Below are 17,771 nucleotides of genomic sequence, written 5' to 3' on the forward strand. Positions count from 1 at the left end.
CTACGCAAAGTTTTAATCGGCGGGTTAAGACAACTTCGCTCTGGCTGGATAACAAACACTTATGGATGTGCGTTGTGCATTTAATAAGTGCAGCGCCGTGATGGCCGGTGCAAAAGCGGTCATAAGTCGGGCTTATTGCTCCAGTTATAAAGGCTCTTGGCGTGCCACCCGGCAGCCTCGGTACATTGGCGGCAGACCCGAGTCATGACCGCTCGGCCGAGCGAGCAAGAGGCAGAAAAAAGAGATGGATCAACAGCGCATCAAACAACTGATCGACCTGCTTGCCGAGTCCGATCTGAGCGCACTGACGCTTAGCGAAGGCGGCACGACGGTCACGCTGAGCCGCCATGCCGGAGCGCCTGTCGCAACGCCCGTCGTCGAAACCACCGCTGTTCAACCAACCGTCGAGCCTGCTGCGGCGCCCGCAAATGCACCGGCAAACGCCCCGGCAGATGTGAGTCATTCGGAGCCGGTCCGCCAACCGGTGTGTTCGCCGCTGTACGGCGTCCTGCACCTGACCCCTTCGCCGGATGAGCCGCCGTTCGTGGCAATCGGTGATGCCGTGACCGCGGGGCAGACACTGTGCATCGTCGAGGCGATGAAGATGTTTCATCAGGTCACGGCCATCCGCGCCGGGCAGGTCAACGCGATCCTCGCAGCGGGCGGCACCGAAGTGGAATCCGGTCAGCCGCTGTTCGACCTCATTTAGCCCCAGGCAGGTTTCCCATGTTCGACACAGTACTGATCGCCAACCGCGGTGAAATTGCCCTGCGCATTCAGCGCGCGTGCCACGGCCTCGGCTTGAAAACCGTCATGGTCTATTCCCAGGCCGATGCCCAGGCGTCTTACCTGCAGTATGCCGACGAAGCCTTGTGCATCGGCCCGGCCGCGCCCGGACAGAGCTACCTGAATCAGCAAGCGATCATCTATGCGGCACAGGCCTCCGGCGCCCAGGCCATCCACCCCGGCTATGGCTTCCTGTCCGAGAACGCAGACTTCAGTGAGCGTGTCGAAGCCGCCGGCATGACCTTTATCGGGCCGACCGCCACATGCATTCGGCAAATGGGCGACAAGGTGGCGGCCAAGCGTGCCATGCGCAAGGCTGGCGTGCCCTGCGTGCCGGGACCCGAAGGCGCGTTGCCGGACGATCCGTTGCTGATCCAGCGCATCGGCGACGAAATCGGTTATCCGGTGATCGTCAAGGCCGCAGGCGGGGGCGGCGGGCGCGGCATGCGCAAAGTCGAGCGCAGTGAGGATCTGCTGCCGGCCGTCAGCGTCACCCGTGAGGAAGCCCGACGGGCCTTCGGCAATCCCGAGCTGTATATCGAGAAATTCCTCGGCCATCCGCGCCATGTCGAGATCCAGGTGCTGTGCGATAACCATGGCCGGGGCGTGTGGCTGGGCAGCCGTGATTGTTCGCAACAGCGCCGTCATCAGAAAGTGCTCGAGGAGGCGCCGGCGCCGGGTATCGATGCAGCGCTGCTGGCGGCCGTCGGCGAGCGTTGCGTGCGGGCCTGCCAACAGATCGGCTACCGCGGGGTGGGCACCTTCGAATTCCTGTTCGAAGACGACGAGTTCTATTTCATCGAGATGAATACCCGCTTGCAGGTCGAGCACCCGGTGACCGAATTGACCACGGGTATCGACATCGTTCAACAGCAACTGCGCATGGCGATGGGGGAACCGCTGACTTTCGAACAGCGCGACATCCACACGCTGGGTCATGCGCTGGAGTGCCGCATCAACGCCGAGGATCCGCAGACCTTCATTCCCACCCCAGGGCGCATAACGCGTTGGGAAGTCCCCGGCGGCATGGGCGTGCGCGTCGATTCCCATGTAACCGCCGGCTACCAGGTGCCCCCGTACTACGACTCCATGATTGCCAAGGTCATCACCCACGGCGCGACCCGCCACGAAGCGCTGGCGCGTATGCGCACGGCGCTCTCGCAGCTGCGCATCGAAGGCATCAGCAGTAACGTCGCGCTCCATCGCGACATCCTTCAAGACCCGGATTTCTGCGCGGGCTCGGTGGACATCCATCATCTGGAACGTTGGCTCAAGGCCCGACGGCAAGCGGAGTAAGCGCGATGCACATCAGCAAGATTCGACAGATCGTGGAATGGATCAGCAGCGCCAACCTGGCGCAGTTCGAGTTGCACAGCGGCGACTTCAGCCTGCGCCTGACCCGTCCGCTCAATCGCGTCGCGTCCGGGGCTGCGGTGACGGCCCAGGCAGCGGAACCCGCTGCGCCCGCGACCCGAATAGGTGCCATGGCCACGGTCTGCGGACGCTTCCTGTCCCGCCATCCCGGCCGCGACACGCCTGAAGTGCAGCCCGGCGATGTGATCGCCGTGGGTACATTGATCGGCTTGATTCAGGTCGGCGACGTTTTGCTGCCGGTCACCGCCACCGCAGCGGGCACCGTGAAAGCGTTCATGGTCGACGAACAGCAACGGGTCGAGTACGGCACGGCGCTGCTGTCGCTGGTCCACGCATGACAAGCAGGGCATAAGGAGCAGGGCATGAAAATCGATTTGAACGCCGACCTCGGCGAGGGCTTCGCGGCCTACCGGATGGGCGAGGACGAGGCGTTGATGCAGATCATTTCGTCGGCCAACGTCGCCTGCGGCTTCCATGCCGGGGATCCGCTGATCATGGACACCACGGTGCGTCTGGCGCTTGCCGGAGGCATCGATCTGGGTGCTCACGTGGGCTTTCCCGATCTGCTCGGTTTCGGTCGCCGGCCGATGCAGATCGAGCCGCGGGAACTGGCTACGTACGTGATCTACCAGCTCGGCGCACTGGCCGGCTTTGCCGCCGTCGCGGGGCATCGGCTGACCCACATGAGTTTTCACGGGGCGTTGGGCAACATGGCCGCAGCCGACGCCGAACTGGCGGCGCCGCTGATCGCCGCCGTGGCGGCCTTCGATCCGAACATCATTGTCAGTTCGTCCACCAGCCGCGCCATCGAGGGCGCCGCCGAACGTCACGGCTTGCGCGTGGCGACTACTTTTCTGGCCGACCGCGCCTACGACAAGAACGGCCTGCTGGTGCCCCGCAAACTGCCCGATTCGGTGATCAAGGAGCCGGGCAAGGTCCGCGAGCGGGTCCGGCAGTTTCTCGACGACGGCACTGTGACCTGCTACAGCGGCGAGCGCATCAACATCGACGCCTGTTCGATTCTGCTCCATGGCGATACCGCAGGGGCAGTGCAACTGGCGCGGGACATCCGTGAAGAAATCCAGCAGGGCGGCGGTGAAATTGTCCCGATCTCGCGGCTGATCCCCTGAGTTCATTGGGCTGCGGCGGGCCATAAGCAGCGCTTATCGCCACACAGTGATTACGTCTTGGCGCCCGCAATCGTGGCCCAGTAGAGTCGTGACACAGGCCCGGCCCCTATTTTCCGACACCGGCAACACGGGGTCGCCGAACGAATTGATGAGGAATGAGAGATGCCATTTTCAGACTACAAGACCGCACTGGTGACCGGCGCTTCTTCGGGCATCGGTGCTGCCACGGTCGAGCGCCTGTGTCGCGAAGGCATCACCGTGCACGCGGTGGCCCGCAACGCCGATAACCTCGCCGCCCTCGCTGCCCGTACAGGCTGCATTCCCCACGCCGTGGACGTGGCTGACCTGGCGGGCATTACAGCGCTGACCGAAGGACTGGACATCGACATTCTGGTCAACAACGCCGGCGTCGATCGCCCTGGCTCGATTCTCAATGCCGACGCCGAGGGCATCGACGCACTGATCGACGTCAACCTGCGCGCGGTGCTGCACCTGACCCGCTTGCTGGTGCCCGGCATGGTCAGCCGCGACCGCGGCCATGTGATCAACATCAGCTCGATCGCGGCCGCCTACAACTTCGGCGGCAACTCGACCTACCACGCCACCAAAGCTGCGGTCAGCATGCTCTCGCGCAACCTGCGCATCGACGTGTTCGGCAAGCGCGTGCGGGTGACTGAAATCTGCCCCGGCCGCGTGGCCACGGACATCTTTGCCCACGTCCACGGCAACCCGGAAGAAAGCCACAAGAAGTACATCGAAGGCTTCGAGCTGCCGGTCGCGGCCGACATTGCCGACGCCATCGCCTTTGCCATCGCGGCGCCGGTGTCGATGAACGTCGGCCATATGGAAATCACCCCGACGCTGCAGGTCCCCGGAGGTCTGCAAACCACGCGCCCCCAGGGGAGTTGAGGCGGCTGCCGGACAAGAACGGATGCATCCGTCATGCCCCTCCGGGCTCCGGCTTTCGATTGACGCTGCCGCTACAGACTTCCATAGGTGACTCCCATGATTAAAGGTTTCGATCTGGGGCCGATTCTGACCGGCGAATACGCCGCACTGATGCTTCAGGGTGCGCTGTTGACCCTCAAGTTGATGCTCTTCGCCTGGCTGCTGGCCATGAGTCTGGCGTTTTTGCTGGTGGTGGTGCGCCTGACCCACAACAAACTGGCCGAACACCTGGTCGCCGCGTATGTGGCGTACCACCGTAATGTCCCGACCCTGGTGCAGTTGATGCTCTGGTACTTCGGTGTGCCGACGCTCCTGCCGGAAAGCGTGCAGCTGTGGCTGGCCGATTTCAGCTCTGAATTCATCTTTGCGGTGATCGCCCTGGGGCTGTGCCAGGCGGCGTATTTCGCCGAGGACCTGCGCGCCGGCTTGCGGGCGATTCCCGAGGGCCAGACCGAAGCCTCGCGGGCGCTGGGCCTGGGTTATGTGCGTTCGATGCGTTACGTGATCCTGCCCCAGGGCGTACGCAACTCGCTGCCCTCGTTGATCAACCACACCGTCTTGCTGTTCAAGAACACGAGCCTGGCCATGGCCATCGGCGTGGTCGAATTGACCTACGCCACCCGTGAAGTCGAGAACTACACCTTTCGCACCTTCGAGTCATACCTGGTTGCCACAGTCGGCTACCTGGCGGTCTCGCTGGTGCTGATGGGTATCGGGGCGTTGATCGCTCGTCGTTTCGATCTGGCGCGGGCGAGGTAATCCCACATGTTCGATGTTTTTACTATCCTGCGCGGCAACTGGGAATTGCTGTTGATCGGCCAGTACCCGAGCGGGCCGATGGGCGGCCTGGTCAACACCCTGGTGCTGTCGGCACTGGCGCTGGTGATCGCCTTTCCGCTGAGCATGCTGCTGGCCATGGCGCGCATCTCGCCGTTCCGCGTGCTGCGCTACCCGGCATTCGTCTGGGTGTATGTGCTGCGCGGCATCCCGCTGTTGCTGGTGATCTTCTGGACCTACTTTCTGGTGCCGGTGCTGATCGGCCATAACATCAGCGCCTTCACCACCATGCTGTGCACGCTGGTGATTTACCAGAGCGCTTACCTCAGCGAGATCGTGCGGGGCGGGATCCAGGCGCTGCCCACGGGTCAGTACGAGGCCTCCCGAGCGCTGGGAATGGGCTACTGGCGGGCGATGAGTTACGTGATCCTGCCGCAGGCGCTCTACAACGCTTTGCCGAGCCTGATCAGCCAGTTCGTCTCGATCATCAAGGAAACCACGCTGGGCTACATCATCAACCTGCAGGAGCTGACCTTCTCGGCCAATCAGGTCAACAACCAGCTGCTGACCAAACCGTTCCAGGTCTATTTCATTCTGGCGATCAGCTACTTCTGCATCTGCTACAGCCTGACCCGGCTGGCCGGTGCCGTGGAATATCGCATCGAGCGCAAGCGCCAAGGCGACAACGGCAGAGCATCTGCCGCCAAGGCCATTCCCGAACTCGCCTCCACCGATCTGCCCAGGTAATCGCCATGAAACCCATGATCACGTTTTCCAACATCGACAAGTGGTACGGCGAGTACCGTGCCCTGACCACCATCAACGCGGAAATCTCCAAGGGTGAAGTGGTGGTGGTCTGCGGCCCCTCGGGCTCGGGCAAATCGACGCTGATCCGAACCGTCAATCGCCTCGAGGCCATCCAGGGCGGACAGATTCTGTTCGAAGGCCACGACATCCACGGCACCGATGCCAACGTCAATCGCCTGCGCAGCCGCATCGGCTTCGTGTTCCAGAGCTTCAACCTGTTCCCGCATCTGTCGGTGCTCGACAACGTCGTGCTGTCGCCGACCAAGGTCAGAGGCATCAAGGGCTCGGCCGCGAAGAAGCAGGCGATGGAGCTACTGGATCGTGTCGGCATGGCCCACAAGGCGGGTGCCTATCCCGGGCAGTTGTCGGGCGGGCAGCAGCAGCGCGTGGCCATCGCCCGGGCGCTGGCCATGGAGCCGCCGGTGATGCTGTTCGACGAACCCACCAGTGCCCTCGATCCGGAAATGGTCGGGGAAGTGCTGAGCGTGATGCGCGGCCTGGCGAAGGAGGGCATGACCATGATGTGCGTGACCCACGAGATGCACTTCGCTCGCGAAGTGGCCGACACCATCTGGTTCATGGACGCCGGGCAGATTCTCGAGAAAGCCACGCCCGAGGTGTTTTTCAGCGAGCCCGCGCACCCTCGCGCGCAACGTTTCATCAGCGATCTACGTTCTCATTGAGGCGCCGTCAGAGCCGCCCACGACCCTCGCGCGGCATACCCGCGCGCTCAGGCTGCCGCCCACACAACACCATTTTTTGAGGATGGATGCATGCGTATCAAATCGGCCTGTCTGGCCCTGATCGTCACCCCGGTAATCGCCATGGCGGCTCACGCCGATCAATGGGCGGATATCCAGGCGAAACAAACCCTGAGCTGCGGCGTTTACTCCGATGTGCCGCCGTTCTCTTCGCCCAACCCACAAACCCGCGTGCTCGAAGGCATGGACGTGGACTTGTGCAGCACGCTGGCCAAGCACTTGGGCGTGAAGGTTGAACTCAAGCCACTGTCGGGCGAAGCACGGGTGCCGGAAGTGAAGATGGGCCGCGTCGATGTGGTCATCGCCAACCTGGCGTACACCAAAACCCGCGCCCAGCAGATCCAGTTCAGCGACCCTTACTACGTGGCAAAGGAAATGCTCGTGGTAAAGAAGCCGCTGGCGGACCAACCGCGTTCGTACTTCGAAGGCAAGCGCATCAGCGCCACCAAGGGCTCGACCTCCGAGCAGTCGATTCGCATGGCCAAGGCCACCCCGGTGACCTTCCAGGACACCGGTTCGGCGTACCTGGCGGTGCAGCAGAACAAGGTGCTGGGCGTGGTGACCAATGCCATGTCGGCGGCCAAGCTGGTCGCTCAGGCCGGGGCCGGCGGTGTCGAGCTGGGCATCGTCAAAGAGCCGATGGCGCTTGAACCGGTGAGCGTCGGCATGCGCCTGGAAGAGCCCGCCCTGTTGGCGAAGGTCAACGACGCGCTGATGGCCATGGAGACCGCTGGCGAGATCGACCAGATCTGGGCCAAGTGGATCGGGCCAAACACCGAATACAAGATGGTGCGCGAAGAGAAGGTGCAGAAGCTCAGCGCACTGAAGTTCGAACCGCTTGAATGACCACCCGATGGCGGGCCGGGTTTATCCATGAATCAGGGAGACTGCGCAATGAAACGATTAATGGTTGTTGCGGCGATGATGGTCGCCGGCAGTGCGATGGCCGCTGAGGACCTGTGCTCGCTGCAGTTGCAGAAGCTCGCCGATCAAGCGGCGATCACCAAGCCTTCGTCTGTCACCGGCCCTTCGTCCGAGGTCAATCAGCTGATTGCCGAGGCCAAGGCTTACGAGGCCAAGGGTGATCTGGACAACTGCGCGCGCAGCGGCCAGAAGGCCCTGACGCTGATCAAGCAGACCTCGGGCGGCTCGGCCACGCAATAAGCGCCCAGGCTGACTCGCGCCACCAAGGCCCGGCAATCATGCCGGGCCTTGGTGTATCTGCGGCACGGTGAAGGGGGCCATCCATTTAGGTTATGTCACCACAGTAAAGCGCTATTGGAGCCCGTCGGACGTTTGCTTTTATGCTTGTTTTGCCCCCCCGATCCCGCAACCACGAAGACTGATGACAATGCCTGCTATCGCTGATCGCTTGAAAAACGTTTCCGTTTCCGCGTCCGTGGCCATGACCCAGAAAGCCCGTGACCTGGCCGCCCAAGGCATCAAGGTCATTGGCTTGTCGACCGGCGAGCCCGACTTCCCCACGCCCGAGCACGCCATCGAGGCCGCCTATGCGGCGGCCCGTGCCGGTGACACCAAATACCCGCCCACCGACGGCACGCCGGCCTTGCGCGCGGCGATTCAGCGCAAGTTCAAGCGCGATAACAATCTCGACTACGACGTTACCCAGATCCTCACTGCGGGCGGCGGCAAGCAGATCATCTTCAATGCCATGCTGGCGACCATCAACCCGGGCGATGAGGTGTTGATTCCCACCCCGGCGTGGATCAGCTACGCCGACATCGTCAAGTTCGCCGGGGGTGTGCCGGTGCCGGTCAATTGCACCCAGGCCAATGCCTTCAAACTGCGCCCCGAAGACCTCGAAGCGGCCGTCACGCCGAAGACCAAGTGGCTGCTGCTCAACTACCCGAGCAACCCGACGGGTTCGGCGTGCTCGCGGGCCGAGATGGCCGCCATTGCGTCGGTGATGCTGCGTCATGAGCACGTGTGGATCATGACCGACGACATGTACGAGCACCTGATCTACGACGATTTCGAGTTCTGCACCATCGGGGACGTCGAACCGCGTCTGCTCGACCGCGTGCTGACCGTCAACGGTGTGTCCAAGGCGTATGCCATGACCGGTTGGCGCATGGGCTTCTGCGGTGGCCCGGCGGATCTGGTCAAGGCGATGAGCAACGTCAACACCCAGAACAGCGGCGGGATCTGCACCCTGACCCAGGCGGCGGCGATTGCCGTGCTCGATGGTCCTCAGGGCTTGCTCAAGGAGCGCGCGGCGATCTACCAGCAGCGCCGCGATTTCGTCCTCGGGCGGCTGGCGGATATTCCCGGGCTGCAGTGCCACAAGCCGGAAGGTGCGTTCTATCTGTTCCCGAACATCTCGGCGCTGATCGGCCGGACCTCCCGCGGTGGCCGCCGAATCGGCAACGACACGGATTTCGTCATGGCCTTGATGGAGGAGCACCACGTGACCACGGTGCAAGGCGCTGCCTATGGCATGAGTCCGTACTTCCGGCTGTCCTATGCCACCAGCCTCGACGTGCTCGGCGAAGGCTGTGACCGCATTGCCGAGTTCTGTGCGGGGCTGAAGTGATTTGAGTTGATTTGATCTGGCTTGTCGGCGACGGGCCCGCCAATGCCCTGTTGCCGGCAAGCCCGCCTTCTATCAGCGCAGGGCCAGCGCCTGCAGCATCCGGCCCACCCCCTGCACATACCCTTCAAGCGCCTGTTCGGCAGCGATTGCATCCTGGGTGTCTGCCTTGACCAGACGAATCTTGCTGCCGATCGCTGCCTGCCCCAACCGCCACAGGTCCACCTCGATAATCCCGGCGATCTTCGGGTAACCGCCAGCGGTGTTGGCGTCGCTCATCTGAATGATCGGCTCGCCAGCAGGCGGCACCTGGACGATACCGGGGACCAGCCCATAGGAACGCATTTCGACCACGGTTTCCGGCTGGATCGCCAGCCCTGACAGGCGATAGCCGGTGCGGTTGCTTTGCGCCGAGATCTTCCAGCTCTGCGCCCAGAAGCGCTCGGCATCGGCCTGGAACAACGCGTACTCACCCGCCGGAATCGCCCGTAGCAGCAGCGCCCCATCGTCGTCCACCGGGAAGTGCTCGCGCAAGGCCTGGCCTGGCGGTGTCACCCCAAACCCTCCGGCTGGCAACGCTGGCAGAGGTCCGTCGAGCACCGCCAGCGTGTCACCGGCAGTCAGAGTCCGGCCTTCGTGACCGCCGAAGTTGCCCCGCAGCGACGTGCTGCGCGAGCCCATCAGCACCGGCACGTCGATACCGCCGCTGACACACAAGTAGCCACGGGCGCCACCCTTGGGGAAACTGAGCTCCAGTTCCTGACCGGCCTGCACGGTACAAGCCCACCAGGGCAGCATGGGTTGGCCATCAAGACGCGCCTTGCAGTCAGCACCGGTCAGCGCGATTGCCAAGGTGCGGGTAAAGCGCACCTTGAAGGGAAAGGTCTGGATTTCGATGGCGGCACAGTTGTCGGCGTTGCCGAGCATCAGGTTGCCGACCCGCAGGGCGACCGGGTCCATGGCACCGGCGGTTGCGACGCCGATGTTGCGATAACCGCGGCGCCCGAGGTCCTGCACCGTGTTGAGGGGGCCGCTGGCGATAATCTCGATCACAGTTCAATCCTTTCAGGCAAAAAACGTACGGTGTCACCCGGTGCAAGGGTGGCGGGAACGCTGGCATAGGGGTCGAACATCGCCAGATCGGCGCTGCCCAGGGCGTTCCAGCCATTGGGGCCGTCGAGTACCGAAAGCCCTGATTGCATGCCGCCGATGGTGACCATGCCTTTGCGCATGTTCAGCGAAGGGACCTTCTTGCGTGGCATGTAGATGGCCGGATCGAGGCCTGCGAGATAGCCGAAGCCCGGCGCGCTGGCGACCGCAAACACGGTGTAGGTCGCCTGATGATGACGCCGTATCACCTCGGTGGCGGGCAGCCCGGAAAAGTCGCAGATGGCTGGCAGGTCGATGGCGTGTTCGCCCCCGTAGCAGGTCGGAATCTCGATCAGCCGGCCCGGTAGGTCGAGCTCTCGCGCCAGGCTCCAGGCTTCGCGCAGTCGTTCGATGATCAGGTCCGGCGCGGGAGGCGTTTGCTTGAGCACCACCAGCAGATTGGTCATGCCCGGCACCAGCTCCTCGATATCGTCTTCGCGCTGCAGCGCGTTGCTCAAGGCCCAGATGCGCCGTTGCGCGGCCAGATCGAAATCGCCCGGAGCATCGATGAGAAACGCACGACTGCCGATCATCGAGACCTTGGCGGGCCCGTCGGTCAAAAGCAGCGCGGGGGCAGGGGAGGCACCGAGCGGCTGCGGACTGCTGTTCATGGGGAAATTCCTGTAGCGCAGGGGGATAAGAAAAGGGTCGGGTTCATGACGTGGCGCCTGCCGCCTGACCTGGAGCGGGCATCAGTTGCACCGTGGGCAGCCGCCGCAATATCCACAGCGCGATGACGGTCAGCACGGCGCAGGTCGCCAGCCCCATGGACATGGCCTCGACCAATGCCGTGCGTCCGAGCGTCAGCAGTGCAGGACTGAGCAGTGCAGGACCTGGCGCGTTCGCACCCTGGGACAGCACTTGCGGATCACTCAGCAACGACAGTGCCTGAGTCTGACCGGCCTGGGTCAGCAAGCGGCCGAGGTGCCAGGCATACAGCACGTTCACCAGCGCACCCATGCACGCCGTGCCCAGCAGGCCGCCGACCAGTCGCAGCGATTGCTGCAGCGCGGTCGCGATGCCCAGATACTGTCGCTGCACCAGGGTCTGGGTGAACACCGACAGGTTGAGAAAGATGAACCCCAGGCCCAGGCCCGCCAGCAGGATCAACACCAGCAAAGTGTTGAATCCCGCGCTCGGGCCGACCAGCGCCAGGCCGAGGCAGGCGCCTCCCAGGGTGGCAAAACCGGCCTGGGGCAGGCGATTGGGGTTGCGCAGTCGCGTCATGATCCGGCTGTTGACGATCGCCCCCAGCGTGATGCTCAACGCCAGTGGCGTAATCAGCACCCCGGCCTGTTGCGGTGAATAGCCATAGCCCCCTTGCAGCAACAGCGGCAGGTAAAACAAGAGGGTGAACATCACCGCGCCGGCCAGCAGCGCGAGGATGAACAGCACCCGCATGCTCTGATCGGCAAACAGCGGACCGGGCAGCAGGGGCGCCGCACTGCGTCGTTCCTGAAACCACAGCGCCGTGAACGCCGCCAGGCTGATAGCGCCCAGCGCCGTGCACACCGCCGCGCTGGAATGCCCCAGCCATTCGACGAACAGTTGCAGAGCGCCCAGGCCCAGCGCGATCAGTGCCGCCCCGGTCCAGTCCATGCGAATCGTCCCGGTGGCGGCCGGCCGGTACCAAGGCAGATGGCGCCAGGCGAAATACAACGCCAGCGCCCCCAGCGGCAGGTTCAGCCAGAACACCGAGCGCCAGCCAAAATGCGCGGTCATGAAACCACCCAGCCCCGGCCCGATGGCGTTGACCACGCTGAACAGCGCGCTGAGCATGATCTGCCAGCGCAGGCGCTGGCGGGTGTCGGGAAACAGTTCAGGGACGCACGCGAATGCCGTACCGACCAGCATGCCGCCGCCGATGCCCTGCAGCGCGCGTCCGGCCACCAGCGCAACCATCCCGTTGGCCAGCGCGCACAGCACGGAGGCGAAGATAAAGATCAGCGTGGCGGCGATGACGAAAGGCTTGCGCCCGTAGTAATCACCGAGGCGGCCGAAGATCGGAATGGTCACGATCGAGGTCAGCAGGTAGCCGGTTGCCACCCAGGCGTACAGATCAAAACCGTTCAGCTCGCTGACGATAGTGGGCAGCGCGTTGCCGATGACGGTCTGGTCGAGGGCCGACAACATCAGCACCAGCGAGACCCCAAGCATGGCCAGCAGCGCCTGGCGAAACGTCAACGGTCGGGTTTCGGCACGGGTCATGGGTGAGTGCTGCGATACGGATGACAGGCAGGCATGCGGCCGCTCCTCGGGTGTCGGTAGGCTAATTTAAGAGCTGAGGCGCGCAGGCAGAAAGACGTCTTTGTTCTGGACGGATAAGGCCTCCTTATGACGCATCACGGGGGCCGGGCTGCACCAATTTGGTGGGAGGGAGGAGGGTGCCGCGTCCGGGTTCGATGCTGGAGCGCCCGGCGCGGGCCATAGGTAAAGGCGATGACCTGCGCGTGGGCCTGGATTTCACCGGCTGGCGCGGCTCTTGCTCTGGCAAGGCCATGATCTTAAACAAAGGTGTGACCGCGTGAATTTTCGCCGTTTGAAGTACTTCGTCAAGATTGTCGACATCGGCAGCATGACCCAGGCGGCCAACGTCCTGCACATCGCACAACCGGCACTCAGCCAGCAGTTGGTGACGCTCGAGACCGAAGTGCAGCAGCAGTTGCTGATCCGCACCAAGCGCGGCGTGACCCCGACCGAAGCCGGCAAGGTCCTGTACGGGCATGCGCAGTTGATCCTGCGTCAATGCGAACAGGCGCAAAGCGATGTCAACGCCACCGGCCATGCCTTGTCAGGTCAGGTGTCGGTGGGGCTGGCCCCCGGCACGGCGGCCTCGGCGCTGTCGGTGCCACTGCTGCGCCGCGTGCGAGAGCAGCATCCGGGGATCCTTCTCTACCTCAACGAAAACTTCGGCACCACGCTCAGTGAGCTGATCATGAACGGGCGCATGGACATGGCGGTGCTGTACGGCGGTCGCGAAATCCACGGCCTGAGCTTCACGCCCCTGCTGCGCGAGCAGTTGTACCTGGTCAGCGCCGATCCGCAGTTTGCTGCCCAGCCGAGCATACCGCTGACCGAACTGGCCGCGCTCGACCTGCTGCTGCCGCGCACCTACAACATCATGCGGCGGCTGGTGGACGATGCACTGATGAAACTCAACCTCAGCGCGAAGGTGATCGCGGAAGTCGAATCGGCCTCGACCCTTGCAACCGCCGTTGCCGAACGCTTCGGATCGACCGTGCTGCCCGAGTCCGCCGCGCGGGCGATGCAGCAGCACCAGGACGTGCACCTGACCCGCATCGTCGAACCCGAGATCGAGGCGCCTCTGGCGCTGTGCCTGTCCGGGCATCTGCCGCTGTCGGTGCCGGCCCAGGCGGTCAAAATCATCTTGCTGGACATGATCGCCGAAATGCGCGGAAGCCTGGGGGCCTCCCGTTGACAGGGGCATGACCGGTTGATGCGCGGATGACCGTCGCCTTTGACATAGCCCTGAGCGCCTGGGGATTCAGCCGCGCATCAACCCTGAGCGCGATCATCCACCATTCGATTCACAGCAAACCACCGATGGGACGCGCTGGTATGAAGCGGCTTCTATACAATTGCGCCCGTTAATCTTTGCGCAGTACAGCAGACGGTCAGCCTCGGCCATGCTGTCTCTGTGGCTATTTTTGTCAGTCGGGCATACCGCGACGACGCCAGCGCTGATCGTAATGATGCCCAGGGCGCTTGTTGAATGTTGAATCTGCGCCTGTTCTATCGAGCGTCTCACTTTTTCAGCCACCACAATGGCACCCGCCAGCTCCGTTTCAGGAAGCAAAATCACAAATTCTTCGCCGCCGTAACGAGCGGCTATATCGAAAGGCCGGCTGGCACTTTGCGCAATGAGTGCAGCCACTTCAACGAGGCAGTCATCGCCCGGCAGGTGGCCGTAGTGATCGTTGTATTGTTTGAACCAGTCTATGTCCAACAGGATCACGGCAAGACTTGACTGGTTTCTGAGCGCGCGGCCCCATTCTTTCTTAAGGGCAACATCGAAACTTCGCCTGTTGGCCAATGACGTCAAACTGTCCGTCATTGCAATGATTTCCAGTTTGTCCTGCGCCGCATTAAGTTCGCTTTCTGCAACCAGCAGCTGCTGGATCTGGCGGTACAGCAACCCGCCCAGCAACGCCAGCGCTAAAATGATCACCGCCATAACGGTCATGGAGTGGAAAACATAAGACCACCACGGCGCGAACACTTGCTGATATGAGATGCCTGCCGCTGCGACGATGGGCAGTCCCGATAGACGACGATAGGCATATATCCTCTCTACACCATCCACCACCGACTTGATAATCGCAGTGCCGCTATCACTATGGGGAAGATAGCGACTGAAAATATCTCCCTTTGAAATATTGGTTGTCATCAGCGCATCCACCGTTGGACGCCGTGCAAGCAATTCGCCTTTGTCGAGAGCGAGGAAGATGACCCCGTCGTTATCGATGTCAACCCGTTTGAAAAAGCTTTGAAAATAGGCAACAGGAATCGTGGCGAGCGCGACGCCCGCAAATGTTCCGTCAGAGGATTCAATGCGGCGGCTGATGGGGATGATCAGTTCTCCGGTGGTTCTGCTCTCAACGATAGAACCAATATGGATTGCCTGGCTGGTGTTGTCCCGATGGTAAATGAAGTAAGCGCGATCACTGTTGTTTTTGGTCTGTATGCCCTGAGAAAAAGAGTTTGCAACCCAATTCCCCTTTGCATCGAAGATGAACAGCCCTTGAATTCCATCAATACGTTCGACCTGTCGAGCCAACAAGGTCGTCAGGCGAGTTTGCTGATCAGCAATGATCCCGTCATGGGCTACGCGCTCTGCGATGTCCTGTAAGGTGTTATCGGCCTGCAGCATCGTGTCACGCGCCAACTGTTCGGCGGCGAGGACTATGTTCGAGACAGACACTTTCGCCGCGTCCACTCGCTCATTGGCCGATTGCTGCATCTGCCAGGCGGTGGCGAGCACTAAAAGTACACAGACTAATGCGATGAAACCTATTAGCGAGTTGGACAGCGCTTTGGGTGTCAATCTTGTGGAAAAAAATCGAACCAGCGTCATGTCAGGCGTCATCTAATTGGCGATTGGATGAGCAAATGCAGTTTTCGTACCGCGCAGGGATGTGCCTTTGCGCCTCTGGATCAAGGAGAACTGGATCGCCAGGGAAGGGTCGTCGAGGCGCCAGTGTCACAGCGCCTCAACGGAGGGTGCAGAAGGGTTATGCCGAAGGCTTGAGCACCACTTTGGTCCAGCCGTCGTCCCGCTGATCAAAGTGCTTGTAGGCGTCCGGACCTTCGGACAACTTCAGGCTGTGGGAAATGATCTGCGACGGCTTGGCGCGGTCATGGTGGATCAGCTCGGCGAGGCGACGGTTATACGCCTTGACGTTGGCCTGGCCAGTACGGATCTGCTGACCCTTGAACCAGAAGGAACCGAAGTCGAAGGCCATCTTGCCTTCTTTCGCCAGATCACTTGCAGCGTTGGGATCCTGGGGCACGAAGACACCCACGACGCCGATACCGCCGGTGGGCTTGGTGGAGGCGACCAGGTTGTTCATGGTTTCGTGATTGGCTTCATGGCCATGCTTGTCGCAGCACTGATAGCCCACGCATTCGCAGCCACGGTCAGTGCCCTTGCCATTGGTGAGATTCATGATCTGCTCCACGGCCTGGGTCTGTGCCGTGTTGATCGGCGTGGCGCCCAGCTTGGCCGCGAGTGCCAGACGGTCTGGATGGTTGTCGACCACAAAGACTTGCGAGGCACCTTTGATCATCGCGGCATGGGCGGCCATCAGTCCGACCGGGCCTGCGCCGTAGATCGCGATGCTTTCACCTGGCAGCAAGCCGGACAACTCAGTCGCGTGCCAGCCGGTTGGGAGGATGTCAGACAGCATGACGTAGTCGTCTTCTTTCTCCTTGGCATCTTCAGGCAGCACCAGGCAATTGAAGTCGCCATACGGCACGCGCAGCAGTTCAGCCTGACCACCCTCATAAGGGCCCATTTCCGCAAAACCGTAGGCACCACCGGCACTGCCAGGGTTGACGGTCAGGCAGTAGCCGGTCAGGCCGCGCTCGCAGTTTTCGCAGAAGCCGCAACCGATATTGAACGGCAGGCAGACCATATCGCCCACTTTCACGCGATCAACTGCGGCGCCCACTTCGATGACTTCGCCCAGGTTCTCGTGACCCAGAATCCGGCCCGTTTCGAAGCTGGTGCGGCCTTCATACATGTGCAAATCGGAGCCGCAGATGTTGGTCGTGGTAATGCGGACCAGCACGTCGGTCGCCTTTTCAATTTTGGCATCGGGAACGTTCTGAACGCTGACGTCGTAAGGACCGTTGTAAATAATGGCTTTCATGGGTTCTCCAGAAAAATGAGGTGCAGATAGGGACATATATGCGCCAGATTTAGTACGACCGTACCGGCCTGTCGTTCAAAGAGATTGGCCGGGAGTGACGAACGGTAAATACTGGCAAAAGGCTCTGAGACGCGGCTTGTGGCCACTCGATGGCGAAAGACGCGGTTGCGTCGATGCAAGCCGTGGCAGCTCAAATAGGGTGAGTTCTGTACTGCCTGCCCCCCAACCCAAATGTGACGGAGTGGAAATGAACATTCAGCTGAATAGCAAACGTGCGCTGGTCACCGCGTCAACCGGCGGCATCGGTTTCGCGATTGCCAAAGGTCTGGCCGAGGCGGGTGCCGAGGTGGTGATCAATGGCCGCAGTGAAAGCTCGGTCAAGCAAGCAATTGCCCGACTGGTGAGCGCTGTGCCCGGTGCCACGATTACCGGCGTCGCCGCAGATCTAAGTGATGCAGGCGGTGTTGAAACGCTGCTGCAGGGGGCCGGGCCTATCGACGTCTTGGTCAACAACGCCGGGATCTATGGCCCCCAGGATTTTTTTGAAACCGAAGATGAGGTGTGGGACAGCTACTGGCAGACCAACGTGATGTCAGGGGTACGCCTGAGTCGCGCACTGCTCCCGGCAATGGTGGCCAGGAAATGGGGCAGGGTGGTGTTCGTGTCGTCCGAGTCCGCACGCAACATCCCCGCTGACATGATTCACTACGGCGTCTCCAAGACCGCGCAGTTGGCCTTGGCCCGGGGCCTTGCGAAACGGGTTGCGGGCACCGGGGTAACGGTAAACAGCGTGCTGCCGGGGCCGACTTTGTCCGATGGCGTTGCCGCCATGATGCAAAGTGAAGTGGCGCGCACGGGCAAATCCCTGGAGGAAGTGACCAAGGCCTTCGTAACCGAGCACCGTCCAAGCTCGATTATTCAGCGTGCCGCCACCGTCGAAGAGGTCGCCAATATGATCGTCTACGTGTGCTCGCCCCAGGCATCGGCCACTACCGGCGCAGCGCTGCGGGTTGATGGCGGTGTGGTTGACGACATCGTTTGAGCCGCGTAAGCGCTCCCAACTCATACAGCACGTGGCCCTGGCAACGGCAGCTTC

18 protein-coding genes are annotated in these 17,771 nt (G+C 62.0%); 13 read left to right on the forward strand and 5 right to left on the reverse strand.

Going from position 1 to position 17,771, the window contains the following annotated elements; genetic code table 11:
• Positions 1 to 244: 244 nt before the first annotated feature.
• The 11 genes from accB to ABEH28_RS14445 all read left to right on the forward strand — a co-directional run bounded on the left by accB (position 245) and on the right by ABEH28_RS14445 (position 9,137).
• Positions 245 to 709 carry an acetyl-CoA carboxylase biotin carboxyl carrier protein gene (gene accB / locus ABEH28_RS14395; RefSeq protein ID WP_192174666.1) on the forward strand — a complete coding sequence of 155 codons (465 nt, stop codon included), beginning with the start codon at positions 245 to 247 and terminating at the stop codon, positions 707 to 709.
• A 17-nt stretch (positions 710 to 726) separates the two neighbouring features.
• Positions 727 to 2,082, forward strand: coding sequence for an acetyl-CoA carboxylase biotin carboxylase subunit (gene accC, locus ABEH28_RS14400; RefSeq protein ID WP_346630308.1), 1,356 nt, complete (start codon positions 727 to 729; stop codon positions 2,080 to 2,082).
• Positions 2,083 to 2,087: 5 nt separating this feature from the next.
• Positions 2,088 to 2,498, forward strand: a complete 411-nt coding sequence (locus tag ABEH28_RS14405; protein WP_346630309.1) for a hypothetical protein — start codon at positions 2,088 to 2,090, stop codon at positions 2,496 to 2,498.
• Between the two features lie 24 nt (positions 2,499 to 2,522).
• Positions 2,523 to 3,290 carry a 5-oxoprolinase subunit PxpA gene (locus ABEH28_RS14410; protein WP_346626097.1) on the forward strand — a complete coding sequence of 256 codons (768 nt, stop codon included), beginning with the start codon at positions 2,523 to 2,525 and terminating at the stop codon, positions 3,288 to 3,290.
• Positions 3,291 to 3,452: 162 nt separating this feature from the next.
• The gene (locus tag ABEH28_RS14415) at positions 3,453 to 4,199 is read left to right on the forward strand and encodes an SDR family oxidoreductase (protein WP_346630310.1); all 747 of its coding nucleotides are present in this window, start codon (positions 3,453 to 3,455) and stop codon (positions 4,197 to 4,199) included.
• A 96-nt stretch (positions 4,200 to 4,295) separates the two neighbouring features.
• Entirely contained in the window at positions 4,296 to 4,997 is a 702-nt protein-coding gene (locus tag ABEH28_RS14420; protein WP_346630311.1) for an amino acid ABC transporter permease, read from the forward strand.
• A 6-nt stretch (positions 4,998 to 5,003) separates the two neighbouring features.
• Complete coding sequence (locus tag ABEH28_RS14425) at positions 5,004 to 5,762, forward strand: amino acid ABC transporter permease (RefSeq protein WP_346630312.1); 759 nt, start codon at positions 5,004 to 5,006, stop codon at positions 5,760 to 5,762.
• 14 nt (positions 5,763 to 5,776) lie between these two features.
• On the forward strand, positions 5,777 to 6,505 hold the full coding sequence (locus ABEH28_RS14430) for an amino acid ABC transporter ATP-binding protein (protein ID WP_192174729.1): 729 nt from the start codon (positions 5,777 to 5,779) through the stop codon (positions 6,503 to 6,505).
• Positions 6,506 to 6,595: 90 nt separating this feature from the next.
• The gene (locus ABEH28_RS14435) at positions 6,596 to 7,429 is read left to right on the forward strand and encodes an ABC transporter substrate-binding protein (RefSeq protein WP_192174673.1); all 834 of its coding nucleotides are present in this window, start codon (positions 6,596 to 6,598) and stop codon (positions 7,427 to 7,429) included.
• Between the two features lie 48 nt (positions 7,430 to 7,477).
• A complete protein-coding gene (locus ABEH28_RS14440; RefSeq protein WP_192174674.1) occupies positions 7,478 to 7,747 on the forward strand; it encodes a hypothetical protein in 270 nt (89 codons plus the stop codon).
• A gap of 181 nt (positions 7,748 to 7,928) precedes the next feature.
• The gene (locus tag ABEH28_RS14445; RefSeq protein ID WP_346630313.1) at positions 7,929 to 9,137 is read left to right on the forward strand and encodes a pyridoxal phosphate-dependent aminotransferase; all 1,209 of its coding nucleotides are present in this window, start codon (positions 7,929 to 7,931) and stop codon (positions 9,135 to 9,137) included.
• 72 nt (positions 9,138 to 9,209) lie between these two features.
• On the opposite strand, the gene ABEH28_RS14450 is transcribed toward ABEH28_RS14445, so the two are convergent.
• The 3 genes from ABEH28_RS14450 to ABEH28_RS14460 are packed head-to-tail and all read right to left on the reverse strand — an operon-like array spanning position 9,210 to position 12,491.
• Positions 9,210 to 10,187, reverse strand: coding sequence for a biotin-dependent carboxyltransferase family protein (locus ABEH28_RS14450; protein WP_346630314.1), 978 nt, complete (start codon positions 10,185 to 10,187; stop codon positions 9,210 to 9,212).
• The gene (pxpB, locus tag ABEH28_RS14455) at positions 10,184 to 10,894 is read right to left on the reverse strand and encodes a 5-oxoprolinase subunit PxpB (RefSeq protein WP_346630315.1); all 711 of its coding nucleotides are present in this window, start codon (positions 10,892 to 10,894) and stop codon (positions 10,184 to 10,186) included. The genes ABEH28_RS14450 and pxpB overlap by 4 nt, the downstream gene beginning before the upstream one ends.
• Positions 10,895 to 10,937: 43 nt before the next feature.
• Positions 10,938 to 12,491, reverse strand: a complete 1,554-nt coding sequence (locus tag ABEH28_RS14460; protein WP_346630316.1) for an MFS transporter — start codon at positions 12,489 to 12,491, stop codon at positions 10,938 to 10,940.
• Positions 12,492 to 12,807: 316 nt separating this feature from the next.
• Between ABEH28_RS14460 and nac the strand changes: the two genes are divergently transcribed.
• On the forward strand, positions 12,808 to 13,722 hold the full coding sequence (gene nac, locus ABEH28_RS14465) for a nitrogen assimilation transcriptional regulator NAC (protein WP_192174731.1): 915 nt from the start codon (positions 12,808 to 12,810) through the stop codon (positions 13,720 to 13,722).
• A gap of 93 nt (positions 13,723 to 13,815) precedes the next feature.
• Here the strand turns inward: nac and ABEH28_RS14470 are convergent, their stop codons facing one another.
• Both ABEH28_RS14470 and ABEH28_RS14475 read right to left on the reverse strand, forming a co-directional pair.
• Complete coding sequence (locus ABEH28_RS14470; RefSeq protein ID WP_346630317.1) at positions 13,816 to 15,378, reverse strand: sensor domain-containing diguanylate cyclase; 1,563 nt, start codon at positions 15,376 to 15,378, stop codon at positions 13,816 to 13,818.
• Positions 15,379 to 15,535: 157 nt separating this feature from the next.
• Complete coding sequence (locus ABEH28_RS14475) at positions 15,536 to 16,675, reverse strand: glutathione-independent formaldehyde dehydrogenase (RefSeq protein ID WP_192174678.1); 1,140 nt, start codon at positions 16,673 to 16,675, stop codon at positions 15,536 to 15,538.
• A 247-nt stretch (positions 16,676 to 16,922) separates the two neighbouring features.
• On the opposite strand from ABEH28_RS14475, the gene ABEH28_RS14480 reads away from it, so the two are divergent.
• Positions 16,923 to 17,717 carry an SDR family oxidoreductase gene (locus tag ABEH28_RS14480; RefSeq protein ID WP_346630318.1) on the forward strand — a complete coding sequence of 265 codons (795 nt, stop codon included), beginning with the start codon at positions 16,923 to 16,925 and terminating at the stop codon, positions 17,715 to 17,717.
• The last annotated feature ends 54 nt before the right edge of the window (positions 17,718 to 17,771 follow it).

The sequence above is a fragment of the Pseudomonas sp. Ps21-P2 genome (assembly GCF_039672565.1).
Classification (GTDB): Bacteria; Pseudomonadota; Gammaproteobacteria; order Pseudomonadales; family Pseudomonadaceae; genus Aquipseudomonas.

Excerpts from the sequence above, each read along its gene's own strand:
- accB (WP_192174666.1), top strand. The coding sequence starts at position 245 with ATGGATCAACAGCGCATCAAACAACTGATCGACCTGCTTGCCGAGTCC.
- accC (WP_346630308.1), top strand. The coding sequence starts at position 727 with ATGTTCGACACAGTACTGATCGCCAACCGCGGTGAAATTGCCCTGCGC.
- ABEH28_RS14405 (WP_346630309.1), top strand. The coding sequence starts at position 2,088 with ATGCACATCAGCAAGATTCGACAGATCGTGGAATGGATCAGCAGCGCC.
- ABEH28_RS14410 (WP_346626097.1), top strand. The coding sequence starts at position 2,523 with ATGAAAATCGATTTGAACGCCGACCTCGGCGAGGGCTTCGCGGCCTAC.
- ABEH28_RS14415 (WP_346630310.1), top strand. The coding sequence starts at position 3,453 with ATGCCATTTTCAGACTACAAGACCGCACTGGTGACCGGCGCTTCTTCG.
- ABEH28_RS14420 (WP_346630311.1), top strand. The coding sequence starts at position 4,296 with ATGATTAAAGGTTTCGATCTGGGGCCGATTCTGACCGGCGAATACGCC.
- ABEH28_RS14425 (WP_346630312.1), top strand. The coding sequence starts at position 5,004 with ATGTTCGATGTTTTTACTATCCTGCGCGGCAACTGGGAATTGCTGTTG.
- ABEH28_RS14430 (WP_192174729.1), top strand. The coding sequence starts at position 5,777 with ATGATCACGTTTTCCAACATCGACAAGTGGTACGGCGAGTACCGTGCC.
- ABEH28_RS14435 (WP_192174673.1), top strand. The coding sequence starts at position 6,596 with ATGCGTATCAAATCGGCCTGTCTGGCCCTGATCGTCACCCCGGTAATC.
- ABEH28_RS14440 (WP_192174674.1), top strand. The coding sequence starts at position 7,478 with ATGAAACGATTAATGGTTGTTGCGGCGATGATGGTCGCCGGCAGTGCG.
- ABEH28_RS14445 (WP_346630313.1), top strand. The coding sequence starts at position 7,929 with ATGACAATGCCTGCTATCGCTGATCGCTTGAAAAACGTTTCCGTTTCC.
- pxpB (WP_346630315.1), bottom strand. The coding sequence starts at position 10,894 with ATGAACAGCAGTCCGCAGCCGCTCGGTGCCTCCCCTGCCCCCGCGCTG.
- ABEH28_RS14460 (WP_346630316.1), bottom strand. The coding sequence starts at position 12,491 with ATGACCCGTGCCGAAACCCGACCGTTGACGTTTCGCCAGGCGCTGCTG.
- ABEH28_RS14470 (WP_346630317.1), bottom strand. The coding sequence starts at position 15,378 with ATGACGCTGGTTCGATTTTTTTCCACAAGATTGACACCCAAAGCGCTG.
- ABEH28_RS14475 (WP_192174678.1), bottom strand. The coding sequence starts at position 16,675 with ATGAAAGCCATTATTTACAACGGTCCTTACGACGTCAGCGTTCAGAAC.
- ABEH28_RS14480 (WP_346630318.1), top strand. The coding sequence starts at position 16,923 with ATGAACATTCAGCTGAATAGCAAACGTGCGCTGGTCACCGCGTCAACC.